Here is an 18632-nt window from a genome sequence, read left to right as displayed (position 1 = left end):
GAACTTTCTTGAAGAACCTCCGTTCTTGTTGTTCATTCAACAGCAAGGTTTCCATCCATGGCGCACTCGGGCCTGTCTGTCGCTCCCTCGCTCAGCGCTACCAAGGGGCCCGGCATTTCCGGCACGACGCTGATCTGCTTCAGCCATCTGCGCTGGGATTTCGTGTTCCAGCGCCCGCAGCACCTGATGACTCGCTTCGCACGCGACAACCGGGTGGTGTTCTGGGAAGAACCGCGCATCGACGTGGAAGGCGCCGCCCAGCCGCGGCTTGCCACGCGCGTGTGCGCGGACAGCGGCGTGGTGGTCGCGATCCCCGAGTTCCCCGTCGGTTTCAATCGCGCGAACGAGGCCGAGACGCTGAAGGACCTGCTCGACACCTTCATGGCCGGCGAGGAAGGCCCGCTGGTGCGCTGGTACTACACGCCGATGATGCTGCCCTTTTCGGAGCATCTGAGCGCGGACTGCGTAGTCTATGACTGCATGGACGAACTGGCCAATTTCAAGGGCGCGCCGCCCGAGCTGCTGCCGCTGGAGCAGCGGCTGCTGCAACAGGCCGACCTAGTCTTCACCGGCGGGTACAGCCTGTACGAGGCCAAGCGCGACCGGCATCCGAGCGTGCACCCCTTCCCCTCCAGCGTCGAAGTGGCGCATTTCGCCAAGGCACGCAGCGAAGGCATGGACCCGGCTGACCAGCGCGCGCTGCCCCGGCCGCGCTTCGGCTTCTATGGCGTGGTCGACGAGCGCATGGACCTGAACCTGCTCGCCGCACTTGCCGATGCGCGCCCGGAATACTCGATCGTGGTGGTCGGCCCGGTGGTGAAGATCGCGCCGGAAGACCTGCCGCAGCGGGCGAACCTGCATTATCCCGGCGGCAAGACCTATGCCGAGCTGCCCGATTATCTGCGCGGCTGGGACGTGGCGCTGATGCCGTTCGCGATCAACGAGGCGACGCGCTTCATCAGCCCGACCAAGACGCCCGAATATCTCGCCGCCGGCAAGACGGTGGTGTCGACGCCGATCACCGACGTGATCCGCCATTATGGCGAGATCGAAGCCGTGAAGATCGCCGGCACGACGGAAGCGTTCATCGCGGCGTGCGACGCGGCGCTGGAACTGTCGCGCACCGAGGGCGCGTGGCGCACCCAGGTCGACGAGACGCTGGCGCAGATTTCGTGGGACAACACCGCGCAGGGCATGTGGGACCTGATCGACAGCACGCTGATCAAGGCCGAGCATGTTCAGCCGATCGTGTCGCCGACCCGTTATCCGGCCGAACATGCCAAGCACTATGATGTGATGGTGGTCGGCGCGGGCTTTGCCGGCGCGGTGATGGCCGAGCGGCTGGCCTCGCAGTCGAACCTGAAGGTGCTGGTGGTCGATCGCCGGCCGCACATCGCGGGCAACGCGTTCGATCATCTGGATGCGGCAGGCGTGCTGATGCACCAGTACGGCCCGCACATTTTCCACACTAACAGCCAGGAAATCGTCGACTATCTGTCGCAGTTCACCGAATGGCGCCCGTACGAGCATCGCGTGCTGGCGCAGGTGGACGGGCAGCTGGTGCCGATCCCGATCAACCGCACCACGCTGAACAAGCTGTACGATCTCGACCTCAAGACCGACGAGGAAGCCGCGGCGTACCTCGCCTCGCGCGCCGAGCCGGTGGCGGAGATCAAGACGTCGGCGGACGTGGTGGTCTCGGCTGTGGGCCAGGAACTCTATGAGAAGTTCTTCCGCGGCTATACCCGCAAGCAGTGGGGCATGGATCCGTCCGAGCTGGACAAGGCAGTGACCGCCCGCGTGCCGACCCGGACCAACACCGACGACCGTTACTTCAACGACAGCTTCCAGGCGATGCCGCTGGAGGGGTATACCCGGATGTTCGAGCGGATGCTCGATCACCCCAACATCGACCTGTTGCTGGGCGTCGACTATGCCGAGGTGCGTGAGGCCTATACCCACGATCACCTGATCTTCACCGGGCCGATCGATGAGTATTTTGGTTTCCGTTATGGCAAGCTGCCCTACCGCTCGCTCAAGTTCGAGCACCAGACGATCGACCAGGAATGGTTCCAGGACGTGGCGGTGGTGAACTATCCCAACGAGAAGGTGCCTTATACCCGGATCACCGAGTATAAGTACCTGACCGGGCAGACTTCGCCCAAGACCAGCATCACCTATGAATATCCGGCGGCGGAGGGTGATCCCTACTACCCGATCCCGCGCGAGGAGAACCAGGCGCTGTTCAAGCGGTACGAGGCGTTGGCGCTGGCGCAGACCGATGTAACGTTCGTGGGTCGGCTGGCGACGTACCGCTATTATAACATGGACCAGGTGGTCGGGCAGGCGCTCGCGACCTATCGCAAGCAGTTCGCGGCGAAGCAGCCGAAGCAGGCCGCGGTGTCGGCAGCGGCGGCGGTGGCGAGCAGTTCGATTGCGGCGGAGTGAGGTAAGGGCTGGCTTTCTGGAAGCTGGCTTAAGCATTTAGAACCTCCCCGGCACGGGGAGGGGGACCATGCGCAAGCATGGTGGAGGGGGGCTTCCTCAAGCCATGTCGCCCGTGGCGAGCCCCCTCCACCACTCGCTGCGCGAGCGGTCCCCCTCCCCGTGCCGGGGAGGTTCTTGATGAAGCGGCAAGCGAGGTCAATCCTTCCCCCGGAGGGGGAGGATCTTCTGGGTCACAGCTCCGGGAGGGCCCAGTCGATCGGCTTTTCGCCGTGGCTCTCTAGGAAGGCGTTCGCTTTCGAAAAGTGACCCGAGCCGAAGAAGCCGGTGTGCGCCGATAGCGGCGAAGGGTGCGGTGCTTTCAACACTAGGTGGCGCCCGCCGCGGTCGACTGAATCCACGAACGCAGCCTTCTTCTGCGCGTAGGCGCCCCACAGCATGAACACGACCGGTTCGGGCCGGGCGTTGACCAGGCGGATCACCGCGTCGGTGAAGCGCTCCCAGCCGCGGCCCTGGTGCGCGGCGGCGCGGGACTGCTCGACCGTGAGCACTGCGTTGAGGAGCAGCACGCCCTGCTCCGCCCAATGCTCGAGAAAGCCGTGGCGCGCGCGGGGGATGCCGAGATCGGCCTCCATTTCCTTGTAGATGTTGACCAGGCTGGGCGGGGTGCGCGTGCCGGGCTGGACCGAGAAGCACAGGCCGTGCGCTTGGCCTTCGCCGTGATAGGGATCCTGGCCGAGGATGACGACGCGGACCTGGTCGAGCGGGGTGAGGTCGAGCGCGCGGAACCAGTTCTGGCTTTCGGGGAAGATGCGCTTGCCCGCCGCCTTTTCGGCGCGGAGATATTCCCGCAGCGCAGCCATATAGGGACTGGCGAACTCTTCGCGGAGCGGTTCGCGCCAGCTGGGGTGCAGGTTCAGATCGGCCATCGCGGCGCTGTTCCGCAACCCGGGGCGGGCGTCAACGTTGGGTGGGGATGATCGACACGATCGAACCGATGGAAGCCAAGCTGGTCGAGGCGCTGCCCGAGGATGACGGCTGGCAGTTCGAGCCGAAGTGGGATGGATTTCGCTGCCTGGTGTTCAAGCAGGGCAGCGAGGTCGCGCTGATGTCCAAGTCGGGCAAGCCGCTGGGGCGCTATTTCCCCGAGGTGGTGGCAGGGATCGCCGCGCTGGACGTCAAAGACGTGGTGCTGGATGGCGAATTGCTGATCCCGGTGGGTGCGACGCTGTCGTTCGAGGCGTTGCAGATGCGGCTGCATCCTGCCGAGAGCCGCATCCGCAAATTGTCGGCGGAGACGCCGGCGCGGCTGATGCTGTTCGACTGCCTAGCGCTGGAGGGACGGATGCTCGCCGATGCGCCACTGGCCGAGCGGCGTGGCGTGCTGGAGGCTTTTCATGCCGCGCACGGCACTGCGATGCTGCGGCTGTCGCCACGAACCGAGGACGGCGTGACCGCGCAGCGGTGGCTGGACACGGCGGGCGGCGCGCTGGACGGCGTCGTCGCCAAGCGGCTGGACGAGCCTTATCAACCCGGCGAGCGCGCGATGCTGAAGGTCAAGCGGCTGCGCACCGCCGATTGTGTGGTGGGCGGGTTCCGCTATGCCGCGAAGAAGCGCGAAGTGGGGTCGCTGCTGCTCGGGCTGTTCGATGCAGGCGGGCTGTTGCACCATGTCGGCTTTACGTCCGGGCTTGCCGCGGCGGACCGGCCCGCGCTGACGGCGCAGCTGGAGGGTCTGATTGAGGCGCCGGGGTTCACCGGCGATGCGCCCGGCGGGCCCAGCCGCTGGTCGACCGAGCGGTCCGCCGAGTGGCAGCCGCTGCGGTCCGAACTGGTGGTCGAGGTGCGCTACGATCATGTCAGCGGGCGGCGGTTCCGGCATGGGACGGGGTTCCTGCGCTGGCGGCCGGACAAGGCGCCGCGCCAGTGCACGATGGAGCAGCTGGGTGAGGAAGCGCGGCCGGCCGTGGTGGAGGCGGCACTGGCGGAGGTGCGCTGAGCACCCTCCCCTTGCGGGACAGGAACGGACTTTGCCAAAAGCCTTCCCATGCACATGAACCATGACGCCGATGCGCCCGCCGCCGAGACGATCGGCTTCGACCAGTTCCTTGCCGTCGACATCCGCGTCGGGACGATCGTGGAGGCGCTACCCTTTCCCGAGGCGCGCAAGCCGGCGTTCAAGCTGGTGATCGATTTCGGGCCGGCGATCGGGCGCAAGCGGTCTTCCGCGCAGATCACCGAGCATTACGCCCTTGAGGACCTGGTCGGCACACAGGTAGCGGCGGTGGTCAATTTCCCGCCGCGCCAGATTGGCAAGGTGATGTCGGAAGTGCTGACGCTCGGCTTTCCCGATGCTGAGGGCAAGGTGGTGCTGGTGCGCCCTTCCGAGCCGGTGCCGGATGGCGGGCGACTGTTCTGAGCGCCGTTGCCAGCGGCCAAATGACGCAATAGCTTCCCGGCAAACAAAACGGGGAGAGTAAGCATGAAGGGACTGATCTTCACGGCTCTGGGCGCCGTGGCGCTGAGCCTGGGCACGCCGGCACGGGCGCAGGACAATATCGAAGACAGGATCATCAACGTGCCCGCGCCCGCGGCGTTCACGGTCTATGGCTTGGGCAGCACGCCCAAGGCGCGCAAGGACGACAGCGTGCAGGGCGGACAGGCGCTGCGGATCGTCGTGCCGGGCGGGTCCGACAAACCCTATTCGATCGGCGTCATCTCACCGATCACCAAGCCGGTGAAGAAGGGCGACAATCTCGTCCTGGCATTCTGGGGCCGCAAGGTGAAGGGCGACGCGCCGACCGCCAAGGTCGCCAACCTCCAGGTCTCGCTGGCCAAGGAGCCCTATTCCACCGTGTTCCGCGGCGAGGCGGAGGTCGGCCCGGAATGGAAGATGTTCGACGTGAAGGGAACGGCCGACCGCGACTATGCCGCGGGCGAGATCGTCGCGACGCTGCACCTGGCGACCGGCAACCACACCATCGATATCGGGCCGGTGTTCCTGCTCGACATGGGGCCAAGCGCCGCCCGGTAACCGCTCAGGCGCGCACGGCGCTCAACAGATAGTTGAGCGTCTCGTCGCCGCCGGTGACGAAGCCGCGCGCGGGGGAGAAGGTGAGGCCGGTGCGCGCGGTGACGCGCAGCCCGGCCGCTTCGAGCAGCGCGATCAGTTCGTCGGGGGTGAGGAACTGATCCCAGGCATGGGTGCCCTTGGGGATCATGCCTGCTCCCTCCCCCACCGTGATCATCGCCAAGCGCGACAGCGCGGTGCGATTGGGGGTGGAGAGGATCAGCAGGCCGCCGGGCGCGAGCGCGTTCGCGAGGCCGGCGACGAAGGCGGCGGGGTCGGTGACATGCTCGATCACTTCCATGGAGGTGACGAGATCAAACTGGCGATCGTGCAGATCCTCGATCCCGCAGGCGAGATATTCGATTCCGAGACCGGTGGCAGCCGCATGGGCCTGCGCAGCGCCGATATTCTCAGGCGCGGCGTCGAGGCCAGTGACCTGCGCGCCCAGCCGGGCCAGCGGTTCGGCGAGCAGGCCGGCGCCGCAGCCTACGTCGATCGCGGTCTTGCCGGCCAATGGCGTGAAGCTGGCGGCATCGAGGTCCCAATGCGCGTCCGCAGCCTCGCGGATAAAGGCCAGGCGCGCTGGATTGAGGCGGTGGAGCATGGCCGAAGAGCCGCGCGGGTTCCACCAGTCCGCAGCGAGCTTTCCGAAATGCGCAGCTTCGCGGGGGTCAATCGTTGCTTTAGTTGCGTTGGCCATAAGCCCCCCCTATCAGGACGCCCCATCTTACCCAAGTCCCGGGGGACCCGACACACCCATGGCACGCATCGTGATGAAGTTCGGCGGCACGTCGATGGCCGGGATCGAGCGCATCCGCAGCGTTGCCGCGCGGGTGAAACGCGAATGGGACGCGGGCAACGACATTGCCGTGGTGGTCTCGGCCATGGCGGGCGAGACCGACCGGCTGGTCGGCTTCTGCCGCGAAGCATCCTCGCTCTACGATCCCAAGGAATATGACGTCGTCGTTTCCGCCGGCGAGCAGATTACCAGCGGGTTGCTGGCGATCGCGTTGCAGGCGATCGGCGTGCCGGCGCGGTCGTGGCTTGGCTGGCAGCTGCCGGTGCAGACGTCGGACGCGTTCGCCAAGGCGCGGATCGAGGACATCCAGACCCAGGCGCTGCTCGCCAGCATGGGCAACCGCGAAGTGGCGGTGGTGCCGGGCTTCCAGGGCGTGCATGACGGGCGCATCACCACGCTGGGGCGCGGTGGCTCCGACACGTCGGCCGTGGCGGTCGCGGCGGCGGTGAAGGCGGACCGGTGCGACATCTATACCGATGTCGACGGGGTCTATACCACCGACCCGCGCATCGTGCCGCGCGCGCGCAAGCTGAAGAAAGTTACCTACGAAGAGATGCTGGAGCTCGCCAGCGTCGGGGCCAAGGTGCTCCAGACGCGCTCGGTCGGCCTGGCCATGAAGGAAAATGTCCGCGTTCAGGTGCTGTCGTCCTTCACCGGCGAGGACGTGCCGATGGCGGATACATTGCCCGGCACCATGATCGTCGGCGAAGAGGAGATAGACGTGGAACGCCAGCTCATCACCGGCATCGCGCACGACAAGAACGAAGCGAAGATCACCCTGACCGCGGTGCCCGACAAGCCGGGCGCGGTCGCCGCGATCTTTGGCCCGCTGGCCGAGGCCAACATCAACGTCGACATGATCATCCAGAACATCGCGCACCAGAGCGCGGGTTCGGCGAGTTCGACCGACGTGACCTTCACGGTGCCGTCATCCGATCTGGCACGGTCGATCGAGACGCTGAATCAGGGCAAGGCGGCGATCGGCTTCAACGACCTGACCCACGACACGCGCGTCGCCAAGATTTCCGTGGTGGGCGTGGGCATGCGCAGCCATGCCGGCGTCGCGGCGACGATGTTCAAGACGCTGGGCGAGCGCGGCATCAACATCCTTGCGATCACCACGTCCGAGATCAAGGTGTCGGTGCTGATCGAAGAGGATTACACCGAACTGGCGGTGCGCGTGCTGCATACGGCCTATGGGCTGGACGCGGAGGTTGAGGCCGCCTGAGCCGAGCGCCAGGGGAGCGGATCGGCATTTAGCGCCTCAGTCCCCCTCCCTGCGAGGGAGGGGCTGGGGGTGGGTGCGAGCGAAGCGAGCCCGGCGAACGGCGTGGAAGAAGGAAAAGGCCGGGCATCGAGCCCGTCCTTTCCCCGACCCACCCCCGACCCCTCACTTGCAGAGAGGGGAGTTTGGGCGTCCGCCCTAGTTCCGCCGCAAGACTGCGGTTGATGCGCGTAAAGGCCATGTCGAGGGTTGGGGGCTAAACAGGATCGTGCCGTCGACCGCCTATCTCGCTTCCACGCGCATTCGCGCGACGCTGGGCCGGCGGGGCGTGGCGATGGTGCTGGCGCTGCTGGTCGAGGCGCTGATCGCGCTGTTGCTGCTGTTCATGGCGCCCGATTTGCCCGGCGTGGAGGATGGGGCGCGCACTACGACGTTCGATGTGAGCACGGGCGACAGCGAGGAAGCCGCCGAGCAGAGCCCGGCCAAGGCCGCGCCCGCAAAGGCTTCGCGCAGCCAGCCGCAGCCCCAACCGGTGCGGCCACCCGAGGTGCAGCCCGAGCAGCCGCCGACACCCGAAAAACCGATCGTGCTCCCCGACGGCATCATCCCGATGACGCGGCAGGAATATCGCTCCGCCGACATCGCCAAGGTGCAATCGAGCGCGCAGGCGCCCGGCACCTCGGCCGGTGCCGACAGCGGCGAGGCGGCCAGCAGCGGCGGCGGACGCATGCCGGGCGATAGCGAAGTCGCGGGCAAGGCGCCCAATGGCGAGCCGCTGTATGCCGCGCAATGGTATCGCCGGCCGACCAGGGCGGAGCTGTCCACCTATATGTCCAGCCGGGCGCGCAGCTCTGGCTGGGGGCTGATCGCCTGCCGCACGGTTGCGCGCTACCGGGTCGAGGATTGCCAGGAGCTGGGCGAATCGCCGCGCGGATCGGGTCTGGCCGGATCGGTGCGCCAGGCTGCGTTCCAGTTCCTGGTCCGCCCGCCGCGGGTCGGCGGCAAGGAGATGGTCGGCGCCTGGGTATCGATCCGCATCGATTACGAGATCACCCGCGCCAACTCCGGCGATTGACGTCACGCGGCGGGTTGCCCGCACGCTGCCAGGGCGGCTAGGCGTGCGGCATGACCACCACTGACACTGTCGGCGCCGAGCGCCTCAAGCGCCGCATGGCGCGCGGATGCGAGTTTCTGGGTTCGGAGGTCGCCATTCTGGGCGGCGCCATGTCCTGGGTCTCCGAGCGCAACTTGGTGGCGGCGATCTCCAACGCCGGCGGGTTCGGGGTGATCGCGTGCGGGGCGATGACGCCCGAGCTGCTCGACGCAGAGATCGCAGGCACCAAGGCGCTGACCGACAAGCCGTTCGGCGTGAACCTGATCACCATGCACCCGCAGCTGTTCGACCTGATCGCGGTGTGCGCCAAGCATGGCGTGACGCATATCGTGCTTGCCGGGGGCCTGCCGCCGACGGGATCGCTGGACGCGATCAAGGGCAATGGCGCCAAGCTGATCTGCTTCGCGCCGGCGCTGAGCCTCGCCAAGAAGCTGATCCGATCGGGCGTCGATGCGCTGGTGGTCGAGGGCATGGAAGCCGGCGGGCATATCGGCCCGGTATCGACTAGCGTGCTGGCGCAGGAGATCCTGCCCGAAGTCGCGGCTGACGTGCCGGTGTTCGTCGCCGGCGGGATTGGTCGGGGCGAGGCGATCGCAGGCTATCTCGACATGGGTGCCGCGGGGGTGCAGCTGGGCACGCGCTTTGTCTGCGCGACGCAGAGCATCGCGCATGCCAATTTCAAGAAGGCGTTCATCCGCGCGTCGGCGCGCGACGCGATCGCCAGCGTGCAGATCGATCCGCGCCTGCCGGTGATCCCGGTGCGTGCGCTGAAGAACGCCGGCGGCGAGCTGTTCACCGCCAAGCAGCGCGAAGTTGCCCAGCTGCTCGACACCGGAAACGTCGAGATGGCCGAGGCGCAGTTGCAGATCGAGCATTACTGGGCCGGTGCGCTGCGCCGCGCGGTGATCGACGGCGATGTCGAGCATGGTTCGGTGATGGCGGGCCAGTCGGTCGGCATGGTGCGCAAGGAAGAGCCGGTGGCGGACATCATCGCTTCGTTGATGGCCGAAGCCGTTCAGGCGCTGGAAAAGCGCGCCGCCTGAAAAGAATGCCGGTTCGTCGAGGCCGGACTTGCGGCGGGACAGAAGGTCCCGGGAGAGTGTGTTGATGTTGCGTACCCTTGCTCGCCTTTCCCTGCTGACCCTGCCGCTGATCGCCGCGGCCTGCGCCGAGCGCGTGACACCGCCGGCGCCGCCGCCCTTCATGGCGCTGCCGCCGATGCCGGGGCCCAAGCCGACCCCGCCGGCAAGCTCGGCACCGAACTTGGTGCTGCCGCCCAAGCTGGCCGACGGCACCTATGCGACGCCGAACCGCAGCCTGAGCGGCGCCGGGACGGTGTGGCACCTGCGCGTGGCGCTGAACGTCGCGGCCTTGGGGTGCAGCGATCCCACGCAGACGGTGGTGAGCGGGTACAACAACCTGATCCGCACGCGCGCCGCCCGGTTCGATGAGTCCTACAAGGCGCTGACGACGCAATATGGCTCGCTCAACACGCTCGATGTGGCGATGACGCGGTTGTACAACTATTTCGCGCAGCCGCCTGCGCAGCCGGGCTTCTGCGCCGTGGCGCGCGAAGTGCTGGCGGAGGTGCCGACGGTGCCGGACGCGGAGTTCCCCACCTACGCGGCAAAGGCGATGCAGCGGCTGGAGCAGCCGTTCCTCGACTTTTATGGCGCGTATGAGAAGTATCTCGCCGACCTGGCGCGCTGGGCCAACCAGTTCGGCAAGGTGCAGGTGACCACGGGTTATGTGCGGGTCGAAGAACTCGCGCCGCCCGCGGAGATCGTCCAGCCCATCCCGCCGCAGCCGGCCCCGCCCCAGCCATAAGCGGCTGAGAATACGCGGTAAACCAATGGTGAAGCACCGCTGGCGAACTGCCGGCAGTCTATAATGAGCCTGCTGGCCGCGCGCATTTCCTGCGCGGCCCCAGAGGTTCACCATGCAGGCTTTCCTTCGCTCCATCCTTGTTGCCGGCGCACTGCTGGGCGCGACGCCCGCGCTTGCCCAGAACTGGGCCGAGGCACCCAGGCCGCCGGAAGGGGCGGCGCCCAACCAGGCGGTGCCTCCGCTCGACGCGCAGGGCGGGTACCTGACACCGAACCGCGATCTCAGCCCGGCGCAGACCAGCTGGCATGTACGCGCGGCGCTGAACGTCGCGGCGCTGGGGTGCCGCGACGCCCTGGAGGCTGAGACGATCGCCGAGTACAATCAGCTGCTGGCGGTGCATCGCGACGCGCTGGCGCAGGCGGATGCCAGCGTGAAGGCGCAGTTCCGCCTGCGCCATGCCGCCGAGTGGGAGAACGAGCATGATCACGCGATGACGCGGGTCTACAATTTCTTTGCACAGCCCCCGGCGCATGAAGCGTTCTGCGCGGTGGCGCATGAGGTGCTGCGCGAGGCGCTGGCGGTTAAACAGGAGGAGTTCGAGGCGTTCGCGCTGGGCGCGCTGCCCCGGTTGGAGGCGCCGTTCACCGGCTTCTATCGCGCCTACGACCAGTATCGCACCACACTCGCCGCCTGGCGCGAGGGCGCGGCGGGCGTGACCCTGGCTTCGATCGTACCCGCCAGGATGCGGATGCCGCTGGTCCCCTGAGCCGTGGCGTGGGCTGGCGCAATCTGTTAGCGCTGGCGCCATGGCCTTGACCGCAGCCGCATCCGCCCGTGAGATCCTCACTCGCCTTCACGACGTGATGGCCCGACGGCTGCCGGCGCAGGCGAAGCTGAACGCCGTTGTGGAGGTGATTGGCACGGCGCTGAATAGCGAAGTGTGCTCGATCTACCTGCTGCGGGAGGGCGTATTGGAGCTGTTCGCGACCCGGGGGCTGGCGCAGGAGGCGGTGCACGTCACCACCCTCGCGCTGGGGGAAGGCCTGGTCGGCACGATCGCCGCCAACGTCGAGACGCTGAACCTGGACGAAGCGGCGACGCATCCCGACTTCGCCTATCGCCCCGAGACGGGCGAGGAGCGCTTCCACAGCTTTGCCGGGGTGCCGATCATCCGCCGTGAGCGCTCGGTCGGCGTGCTGGCGGTGCAGCATGAAGAACAGCGCCGCTACGCCGATGTCGAGATCGAGGCGCTGCAAACCGTGGCGATGGTGCTGTCGGAACTGATCGCCAATGCCGACCTGATCGATGCGGCAGGCGCGCCGTCGACGCGCCTCCAGTCGACCGCCGCAAGCCATGCACCGGGTTTCAAGCTGGTGGACGGGATGGCCGCAGGCGTGGCCGTGTTCCACCAGCCGCGCATCGTCATCGAGCACACGGTCGCCGAGGATACCGAGGCCGAGCGCCACCGTGTCTATGCCGCGTTCGACAAGATGCGCGACCAGATCGAGCGCATGGCGAGCCAGGCCGAATTCGGCGGCGGGGGCGAGCATGACGAGGTGCTCCAGACCTACAAGATGTTCGCCTATGACGAAGGTTGGAGCCGGCGCATCAACGAGGCGATCGATTCCGGGCTGACTGCGGAAGCGGCGATCGAGCGGGTGCAGCAGCGCACCCGCCAGCGCATGCGCGAGATCGACGATCCGTTGTTGCGCGACCGCATGCACGACCTGGAAGACCTGTCCAACCGGTTGCTGCGCATCGTGTCGGGCCAGCTGGGTACCGCCGCGCAGATGGGGCTGCGGCAGGATTCGATCCTGGTCGCGCGCAATCTGGGGCCGGCCGAGCTGCTGGAATATGACCGGCGCCGGCTGAAGGGCGTGGTGCTGGAGGAAGGGTCGCTAACCGCGCACGTCACCATTGTGGCGCGGGCGATGGGCGTGCCGGTGCTGGGTCGCGTGCGCGACGTGCGCAAGCTGATCGCCGAGGGCGACCTGCTGCTGCTCGACACGGCTGAGGAGAGCCTGTTCATCCGCCCGAGCCAGGCGATGCAGGAAGCGTTCGAGGCCAAGCTGGCGCTGAGCCAGAAGCGCCGCGCCGCCTTTGCCCAGTTGAAGAACGAAGTGCCGGTGACCCGCGACGGGCAGCGGGTGACGGTGATGGTCAACGCCGGGTTGCGCGACGACCTGGCCGCGCTCGACCTGACCGGCGCCGACGGCATCGGGCTGTTCCGCACGGAGTTCCAGTTCCTGGTGTCCGCCACCCTGCCCCAGCGCGAGGCGCAGCGACGGCTGTACAAGGATGTGCTGGAAGCCGCGGGGGATCGCCCAGTGGTGTTCCGCACCGTCGACATCGGCGGCGACAAAGCGCTGCCCTATCTCAACCATGACGAGCATGGCGAGGAAGAGAACCCGGCCATGGGCTGGCGCGCGCTGCGGCTGGCGCTGGACCGCGATGGTTTGATGAAGGCGCAGGCCCGCGCGCTGGTCGAGGCCGCGGCGGGGCGGACGCTGAATGTCATGTTCCCGATGGTGTCCGAGCCCTGGGAGTTCGACGAGGCCAAGGCGCTGTTCGAGGCGCAGCGGGCGTGGCTGGCGGCGCGGGGCAAGAAGCTGCCGCTCGAGATCCGCTATGGCGCGATGCTTGAAGTGCCGGCGCTGGCCGAAGTGCTGGACGTGCTGCTGCCGAAGGTCGACTTCCTGTCGATCGGCACCAACGACCTGACGCAATTCCTGTTCGCGGCCGACCGCGCGCATCCCAAGCTGGCGCTACGCTATGACTGGCTGAGCCCGTCGATCCTGCGCTTCATCCTCCGGGTGGTGCAGCAGGCCGACGCCGCGGGCGTGCCGGTGACGGTGTGCGGCGAAATGGGCGGGCGGCCGCTGGAAGCGATGGCGCTGATCGGGCTGGGCATTCGCCGGCTGTCGATCACCCCGGCGGCGGTGGGGCCGATCAAGGCGATGGTGCGCTCGCTCGACCGCGAGGGGGTAGTGGCGATGCTGGCTACGTTGCTCGCCGAGCCTCGCACGCCGGTTCGCGACGCCCTTACGGCCTGGGCGGCGGAGCATTCGGTCGAACTCGCCTGATTATCCGGCGATTTGCCGCGTCGCGGCGTTGACAGCGGGGGCGGCGTGGGGGACATCCCCCGCCAACAGGCGCGGCAGCGGTGCCGACGCCTTGGCCGGAGACCAGGATGGAAGGCGACAGTGCCGCTAACGCCAACACGACGCCGGTAGGCGCGGGCGCCAGGCTGCGCGCCGCGCGCGAGGCGCAAGGGTTGGACCTGGCGGAGATCGCCGTGCGCACGCGTATCCCGCAGCGCCACCTGGAGGCGATCGAAACCGGCGATTATTCCGGGCTGCCCTCTTCCACCTACGCGCTGGGCTTTGCCAAGGCCTATGCCCGCGCCGTGGGCGAGGACGAAGTGGCGGTCGCGCATGACGTGCGCGGCGCGTTGGGCACGCTGCCCGAGCGTTCGGCGCCGCCGCAATATTATCCGCTGGACGATCCGGGCCGAGTGCCCTCGCGCGGGTTCGCGTGGAGCGCGCTGGTGGTCGCGGTCCTTGTGCTGCTGGGCGTCGGCCTGTGGTATGGCACTAGCCTGTTCCGATCGAGCACGCCGCCCGAAGACGTGCTGGCGCCGCTCGACACGCCGGCGGCGGGAAGCCCCTCGGCGCCCGGCGTCGCCGTCGCCCCCTCCCCCACGCCGATAGCCGGTGGACAGGTGACGCTGGTCGCGACCGAGACGGTGTGGCTGCGCGTACGCGATGGCGCGGGCAATCGGCTGTTCGAGAAGGAAATGGCCAAGGGCGAACGCTTCGATGTGCCGCAGAATGCGCAGGATCCGGTCGCGCGCACGGGCCGCCCGGACCGCGTCCAGGTGCTGATCAACGGATCGCAGGTCGCGCCGCTCGGCACGGGTGTGGAGACGGTGAACGTGCCGGTCAGCGCAAAGGCGCTGCAGGCGCGGGGCAGCGCCGGGGCGGATGCCGCCGCCGGCAATGCCAGCGCGCCAGCAGCCGAGTGAACGGGCGACAAGCCTGCCAACTTGCGCTATGACGCTGAACCTCAAGTTTTCTTTCAGCGAATCCACCGGGGGGTGTGACCTGATGCGTATCATGATGGCCGCGGCAGTTGCCGCCGTGGCGCTAGGAACCGGCGGCGTGGCGCAGGCCCAGACCGTGGAAGTCCGTGTCGACAAGCTGGAGCGCGAAATGCGCGCGGTGCAGCGCAAGGTGTTCCCCGGCGGCGCGGGCCAGACGGTCGAGCCGCAAATCACCCCCGAAGTGAACACTGTGGTTCCCGGCGTCCCGGCGAGCAGTCCGCTGGCCGACCTGACTCAGCGCGTGTCGTCGCTGGAAGGCCAACTGGCCACGCTGACCGGACAGGTCGAACAGAGCCAGTATCGCCTGCGCCAGTTGGAAGACGCGTTCAACGCGTACAAGGCCGCCACCGATGCGCGCATGAAGGGCTTTGAGGCGCCGCGCGCGCCCGCTCCCGGCGCGGCCGTGACCGGCGATACTGCCGAAGTCGACCCGGCGCCCGAGACCGCTTCGCGCCCTGCCCCGGCACGGCCCGCCGCTGACAAGCCGGCGGCCAAGCCGACCGGTGCACGCGCGCAGCAGCTGGCGGCGGTCGCCAAGCCGAGCAGCGGCGACCCGGCGGAAGACGCCTATACCTATGGCTATCGCCTGTGGCAGGCCAAGCTGTACCCCGAGGCGCGCGCGCAGTTCGAGACGGTGGTGAACAAGTATCCGCAGCACCGCCGCGCCAGTTATTCGCAGAACCTGCTTGGCCGCTCCTATCTCGACGCCGGTGCGCCGAGCCTGGCGGCAGTGGCGTTCTATGAAAACTACAAGAAGAACCCCAATGGCGAGCGGGCGCCCGACAGCCTGTATTACCTGGCCGACGCGCTGACCAAGCTGAAGAAGCCGTCGAGCGAAGTGTGCAAGGTCTATAACGAGCTGTCCCAGCTTTATGGCGACCGCCTCTCGGCCGAGATGAAGGCCGGGGTCGCAGAGGGCCGTGCCACCAACAAGTGCAAGTGAGCTGACGCCGCCCGCCGATCTGGTCGGGCGGTTCCGGCGTGATCTGGAGGCGCTGACCGGAGCGGCGCCATCGCCCGAGCGAAAGCTGGCGCTGGCGGTCTCTGGGGGTGGCGACAGCTTGGCGCTGCTGCTGCTGGCCGCCGCGGCATATCCGGGTGCGGTGATCGCAGCGACCGTGGATCATGGGCTGCGGCCCGAAGCCGCCGGGGAAGCCGCGTTCGTCGGATCGATCTGTGCCCGGCTGGGTGTGCCGCACCAGGTGCTCGTGGCGCCCGAAGACGCCGATCTCCATGGAAACCTTCAGCAGGCGGCGCGGCGGCTGCGCTATCGCTTGCTGGGGCGCTGGGCGGGCGACGCGGCGTGGCTGGCGGTTGCGCACCAGCAGGACGATGTCGCCGAAACCTTTCTGATGCGGGCGCGGCGCGGCGCCGGGGTCGGCGGGCTGGCCGGAATGGCCGGGCGCCGCACGTTGCGGCCGGGCCTCCAACTGGTGCGGCCGCTGCTGGGGTGGCGCCGCGCCGAACTCGCCGCTGTGGTGGAGGCGGCGGGGATCGAGGCGGTGGAGGATCCTTCGAATCGTCACCCACGCTTCGATCGGGCGCGGATGCGGCAGCTGCTGGCCGGCACGGCTGAGTTGCGGCCCGAGCGGCTGGCGCTCGCGGCGAGCAACCTGCGCCATGCCGAGGACGCGCTTGCGCACTATGCGGCGCAGGAATGGGAAAGCCGGGCGCGGGTGAGCGAGGATGGGCGGCGTGTCGCCCTAGTGGTCGCCTCCCTGCCCTATGAAATCAGGCGGCGCCTGGCCCGGCAGGCGATCCTGCAAGTGCTTGAGGCAGCGCAGCTATCCCCCGCGCCTGCGCTCGACCGGCTCGATGCGCTGGTGCAGCGGCTGGACGCGGGGGGCACCGGTACGATTGCGGGGGTGAAAGCGAGCGCCAAAGCTGCGACATGGGCGTTCAGCGTGGCACCGCCGCGGCGATCACACTGATCAACGTTGTTCCATTGCGATTAACCTGGACGCACCTATCTTGAGCGTCGGAAAGGTACCGAGCACCACATGAACGACAACGACAAGCAGCAGGGTCCGGAAAACGGCGGCAACCCGTGGATGAAGAGCCTGTTGATCTGGGTGGGCATCCTGGCGGCGCTGGCCCTGTTCGTCACGATGTTCGACGGCCGCAGCACGGCGGCGCAGGGCGATTCGATCGCCTATTCGAGCTTCTTGGACAAGGTGCAGTCGGGCGAAGTGAAGTCGGTGAACGTCACCGGTGGCACGGGCGGCACCAGCACGGTGACCGGTACGCTGTCGAGCGACGCGAAGTTCCGCACCAACGCGCCCTATGATCCCCAGCTGATCCAGACGCTGCGCGAAAAGAACGTCACCATCAACGCGCGCCCTGAAGAGCAGCCGTCGGTGTGGTTCTACATCCTGTATCAGTCGCTGCCGTTCCTGCTGTTCCTGGGCATCGCTTTCTTCGTGGTGCGCCAGATGCAGAAGAATTCGGGTGCGGGCGGCGCGATGGGTTTCGGCAAGAGTCGCGCCAAGCTGCTGACCGAAAAGCATGGCAAAGTGACCTTTGACGACGTTGCCGGCATCGACGAGGCGCGCGAGGAATTGCAGGAGATCGTCGAGTTCCTGAAGGTCCCGACCAAGTTCGCCCGTCTGGGCGGCAAGATCCCGAAGGGTGCGCTGCTGGTGGGTTCGCCCGGTACCGGCAAGACGCTGCTTGCCCGCGCCATTGCGGGTGAAGCGGGCGTGCCGTTCTTCTCGATCTCGGGCTCGGACTTCGTCGAAATGTTCGTCGGCGTCGGCGCCAGCCGCGTGCGCGACATGTTCGAACAGGCCAAGAAGTCGGCGCCGTGCATCATCTTCATCGACGAAATCGACGCAGTCGGCCGTTCGCGCGGCGGCGGTGTCGGCAACCAGAATGACGAGCGCGAGCAGACGCTGAACCAGTTGCTGGTCGAGATGGACGGCTTCGACGCAAATGAAGGCATCATCATTGTCGCGGCGACCAACCGTCCCGACGTGCTGGACCCCGCGCTGCTGCGCCCGGGCCGCTTCGACCGCCAGGTGGTGGTGCCGCGTCCGGACATCGAAGGCCGCGTGAAGATCCTGGAAGTCCATATGAAGAAGGTGCCGCTGGCACCCGACGTGGACAGCCGCACCATCGCACGCGGCACCCCGGGCTTCTCGGGCGCGGACCTGGCCAACCTGGTCAACGAGGCCGCACTGTTGGCAGCACGCCGCGGCAAGCGCCTGGTCGCGATGAGCGAGTTCGAGGACGCCAAGGACAAGGTAATGATGGGCGCCGAGCGCCGGTCGATGCTGATGACCGAGGACGAGAAGCGGATGACCGCCTATCACGAGGCCGGTCACGCGGTGGTGGCGCTGCACGAGCCGGCGTCCGATCCGATCCACAAGGCGACGATCATTCCGCGCGGCCGCGCGCTGGGCATGGTGATGCGCCTGCCCGAGCGTGACCAGAACTCGATGCACCGCGACCAGATGTATGCGCATCTGTCGATCGCGATGGGCGGCCGCGTCGCCGAGGAACTGATCTTCGGTTATGACCGGGTGTCTTCGGGTGCTTCGTCGGACATCCAGTCGGCAACGCGCCTTGCCCGATCGATGGTGACCAAGTGGGGCATGTCCGAGGCGGTGGGTCCGCTGGAATATGCCGAAGAGGATAATGGCTATCTGGGCTATGGCGGCAGCCGCGCGGCGCACATGTCCAACGAGACCGCGCTGCTGATCGATGCCGAGATCAAGAAGCTGGTCGAAGGCGGCCTCAACCGCGCCAAGCAGGTGCTGACCGATCATATCGACCAATTGCATGGCCTCGCCCAGGCGCTGCTGGAATATGAGACGCTGACTGGCGACGAGATCAAGCGGGTGCTGGCGGGCGAGCAGATCGACCGCGATGACCCCGGCGCAAAGGCGACGGTGGTGGCGACCGCGGGGACGTCGATCCCCAAGATCCGCAAGCCCAAGGGTCCGTTCGGGAACCCGGCACCGCAAGGGGCCTGATCTCCCAGCATCTATGTACAGGGATGAGCCCTCCTCCGGGATGCCGGAGGGGGGCTTTTCCTTTGCCTGTTCGTCT

The 18632-nt window shown here is 67.5% G+C and carries 16 protein-coding genes; 14 read left to right on the top strand and 2 right to left on the bottom strand.

Annotated features, from left to right (window positions below; translation table 11 throughout):
* Positions 1 to 57 precede the first annotated feature (57 nt).
* The gene (gene glf, locus LQ953_RS06560; RefSeq protein WP_231029922.1) at positions 58 to 2448 is read left to right on the top strand and encodes a UDP-galactopyranose mutase; all 2391 of its coding nucleotides are present in this window, start codon (positions 58 to 60) and stop codon (positions 2446 to 2448) included.
* 230 nt (positions 2449 to 2678) lie between these two features.
* On the opposite strand, the gene ung is transcribed toward glf, so the two are convergent.
* Entirely contained in the window at positions 2679 to 3374 is a 696-nt protein-coding gene (ung, locus tag LQ953_RS06555; RefSeq protein ID WP_231029921.1) for a uracil-DNA glycosylase, read from the bottom strand.
* A 47-nt stretch (positions 3375 to 3421) separates the two neighbouring features.
* Between ung and LQ953_RS06550 the strand changes: the two genes are divergently transcribed.
* The 3 genes from LQ953_RS06550 (at position 3422) to LQ953_RS06540 (ending at position 5479) form a co-directional block, all read left to right on the top strand.
* Entirely contained in the window at positions 3422 to 4444 is a 1023-nt protein-coding gene (locus tag LQ953_RS06550) for an ATP-dependent DNA ligase (RefSeq protein WP_231029920.1), read from the top strand.
* A 48-nt stretch (positions 4445 to 4492) separates the two neighbouring features.
* The gene (locus LQ953_RS06545) at positions 4493 to 4864 is read left to right on the top strand and encodes a tRNA-binding protein (RefSeq protein WP_231029919.1); all 372 of its coding nucleotides are present in this window, start codon (positions 4493 to 4495) and stop codon (positions 4862 to 4864) included.
* A 63-nt stretch (positions 4865 to 4927) separates the two neighbouring features.
* Positions 4928 to 5479 carry a hypothetical protein gene (locus tag LQ953_RS06540; RefSeq protein WP_231029918.1) on the top strand — a complete coding sequence of 184 codons (552 nt, stop codon included), beginning with the start codon at positions 4928 to 4930 and terminating at the stop codon, positions 5477 to 5479.
* 4 nt (positions 5480 to 5483) lie between these two features.
* On the opposite strand, the gene ubiG is transcribed toward LQ953_RS06540, so the two are convergent.
* On the bottom strand, positions 5484 to 6215 hold the full coding sequence (gene ubiG, locus LQ953_RS06535; RefSeq protein ID WP_231029917.1) for a bifunctional 2-polyprenyl-6-hydroxyphenol methylase/3-demethylubiquinol 3-O-methyltransferase UbiG: 732 nt from the start codon (positions 6213 to 6215) through the stop codon (positions 5484 to 5486).
* Between the two features lie 58 nt (positions 6216 to 6273).
* Between ubiG and LQ953_RS06530 the strand changes: the two genes are divergently transcribed.
* From LQ953_RS06530 to ftsH, 10 genes are all read left to right on the top strand, one after another.
* Positions 6274 to 7542 carry an aspartate kinase gene (locus LQ953_RS06530; protein WP_231029916.1) on the top strand — a complete coding sequence of 423 codons (1269 nt, stop codon included), beginning with the start codon at positions 6274 to 6276 and terminating at the stop codon, positions 7540 to 7542.
* Positions 7543 to 7807: 265 nt separating this feature from the next.
* Positions 7808 to 8614, top strand: coding sequence for a hypothetical protein (locus LQ953_RS06525; protein ID WP_231029915.1), 807 nt, complete (start codon positions 7808 to 7810; stop codon positions 8612 to 8614).
* A 50-nt stretch (positions 8615 to 8664) separates the two neighbouring features.
* Positions 8665 to 9696, top strand: a complete 1032-nt coding sequence (locus LQ953_RS06520; RefSeq protein ID WP_231029914.1) for an NAD(P)H-dependent flavin oxidoreductase — start codon at positions 8665 to 8667, stop codon at positions 9694 to 9696.
* A gap of 64 nt (positions 9697 to 9760) precedes the next feature.
* Positions 9761 to 10480, top strand: a complete 720-nt coding sequence (locus tag LQ953_RS06515) for a hypothetical protein (RefSeq protein ID WP_231029913.1) — start codon at positions 9761 to 9763, stop codon at positions 10478 to 10480.
* A gap of 112 nt (positions 10481 to 10592) precedes the next feature.
* Complete coding sequence (locus tag LQ953_RS06510) at positions 10593 to 11246, top strand: hypothetical protein (protein ID WP_231029912.1); 654 nt, start codon at positions 10593 to 10595, stop codon at positions 11244 to 11246.
* Positions 11247 to 11286: 40 nt separating this feature from the next.
* A complete protein-coding gene (ptsP, locus tag LQ953_RS06505) occupies positions 11287 to 13563 on the top strand; it encodes a phosphoenolpyruvate--protein phosphotransferase (RefSeq protein WP_231029911.1) in 2277 nt (758 codons plus the stop codon).
* A 107-nt stretch (positions 13564 to 13670) separates the two neighbouring features.
* On the top strand, positions 13671 to 14504 hold the full coding sequence (locus tag LQ953_RS06500) for a helix-turn-helix domain-containing protein (RefSeq protein WP_231029910.1): 834 nt from the start codon (positions 13671 to 13673) through the stop codon (positions 14502 to 14504).
* Positions 14505 to 14586: 82 nt separating this feature from the next.
* On the top strand, positions 14587 to 15525 hold the full coding sequence (locus LQ953_RS06495; protein ID WP_231029909.1) for a YbgF trimerization domain-containing protein: 939 nt from the start codon (positions 14587 to 14589) through the stop codon (positions 15523 to 15525).
* Positions 15503 to 16513, top strand: coding sequence for a tRNA lysidine(34) synthetase TilS (gene tilS / locus LQ953_RS06490; protein ID WP_231029908.1), 1011 nt, complete (start codon positions 15503 to 15505; stop codon positions 16511 to 16513). Before LQ953_RS06495 ends, tilS begins: the two co-directional genes overlap by 23 nt.
* Positions 16514 to 16582: 69 nt before the next feature.
* A complete protein-coding gene (ftsH, locus tag LQ953_RS06485) occupies positions 16583 to 18556 on the top strand; it encodes an ATP-dependent zinc metalloprotease FtsH (RefSeq protein WP_231029907.1) in 1974 nt (657 codons plus the stop codon).
* Positions 18557 to 18632: the final 76 nt, after the last annotated feature.

The organism is Sphingomonas sp. IC-56, assembly GCF_021043375.1.
Classification (GTDB): domain Bacteria; phylum Pseudomonadota; class Alphaproteobacteria; order Sphingomonadales; family Sphingomonadaceae; genus Sphingomonas.
Note: the sequence above shows the minus strand (reverse complement) of the source record. Positions and strands in the feature narration are given on the sequence as shown.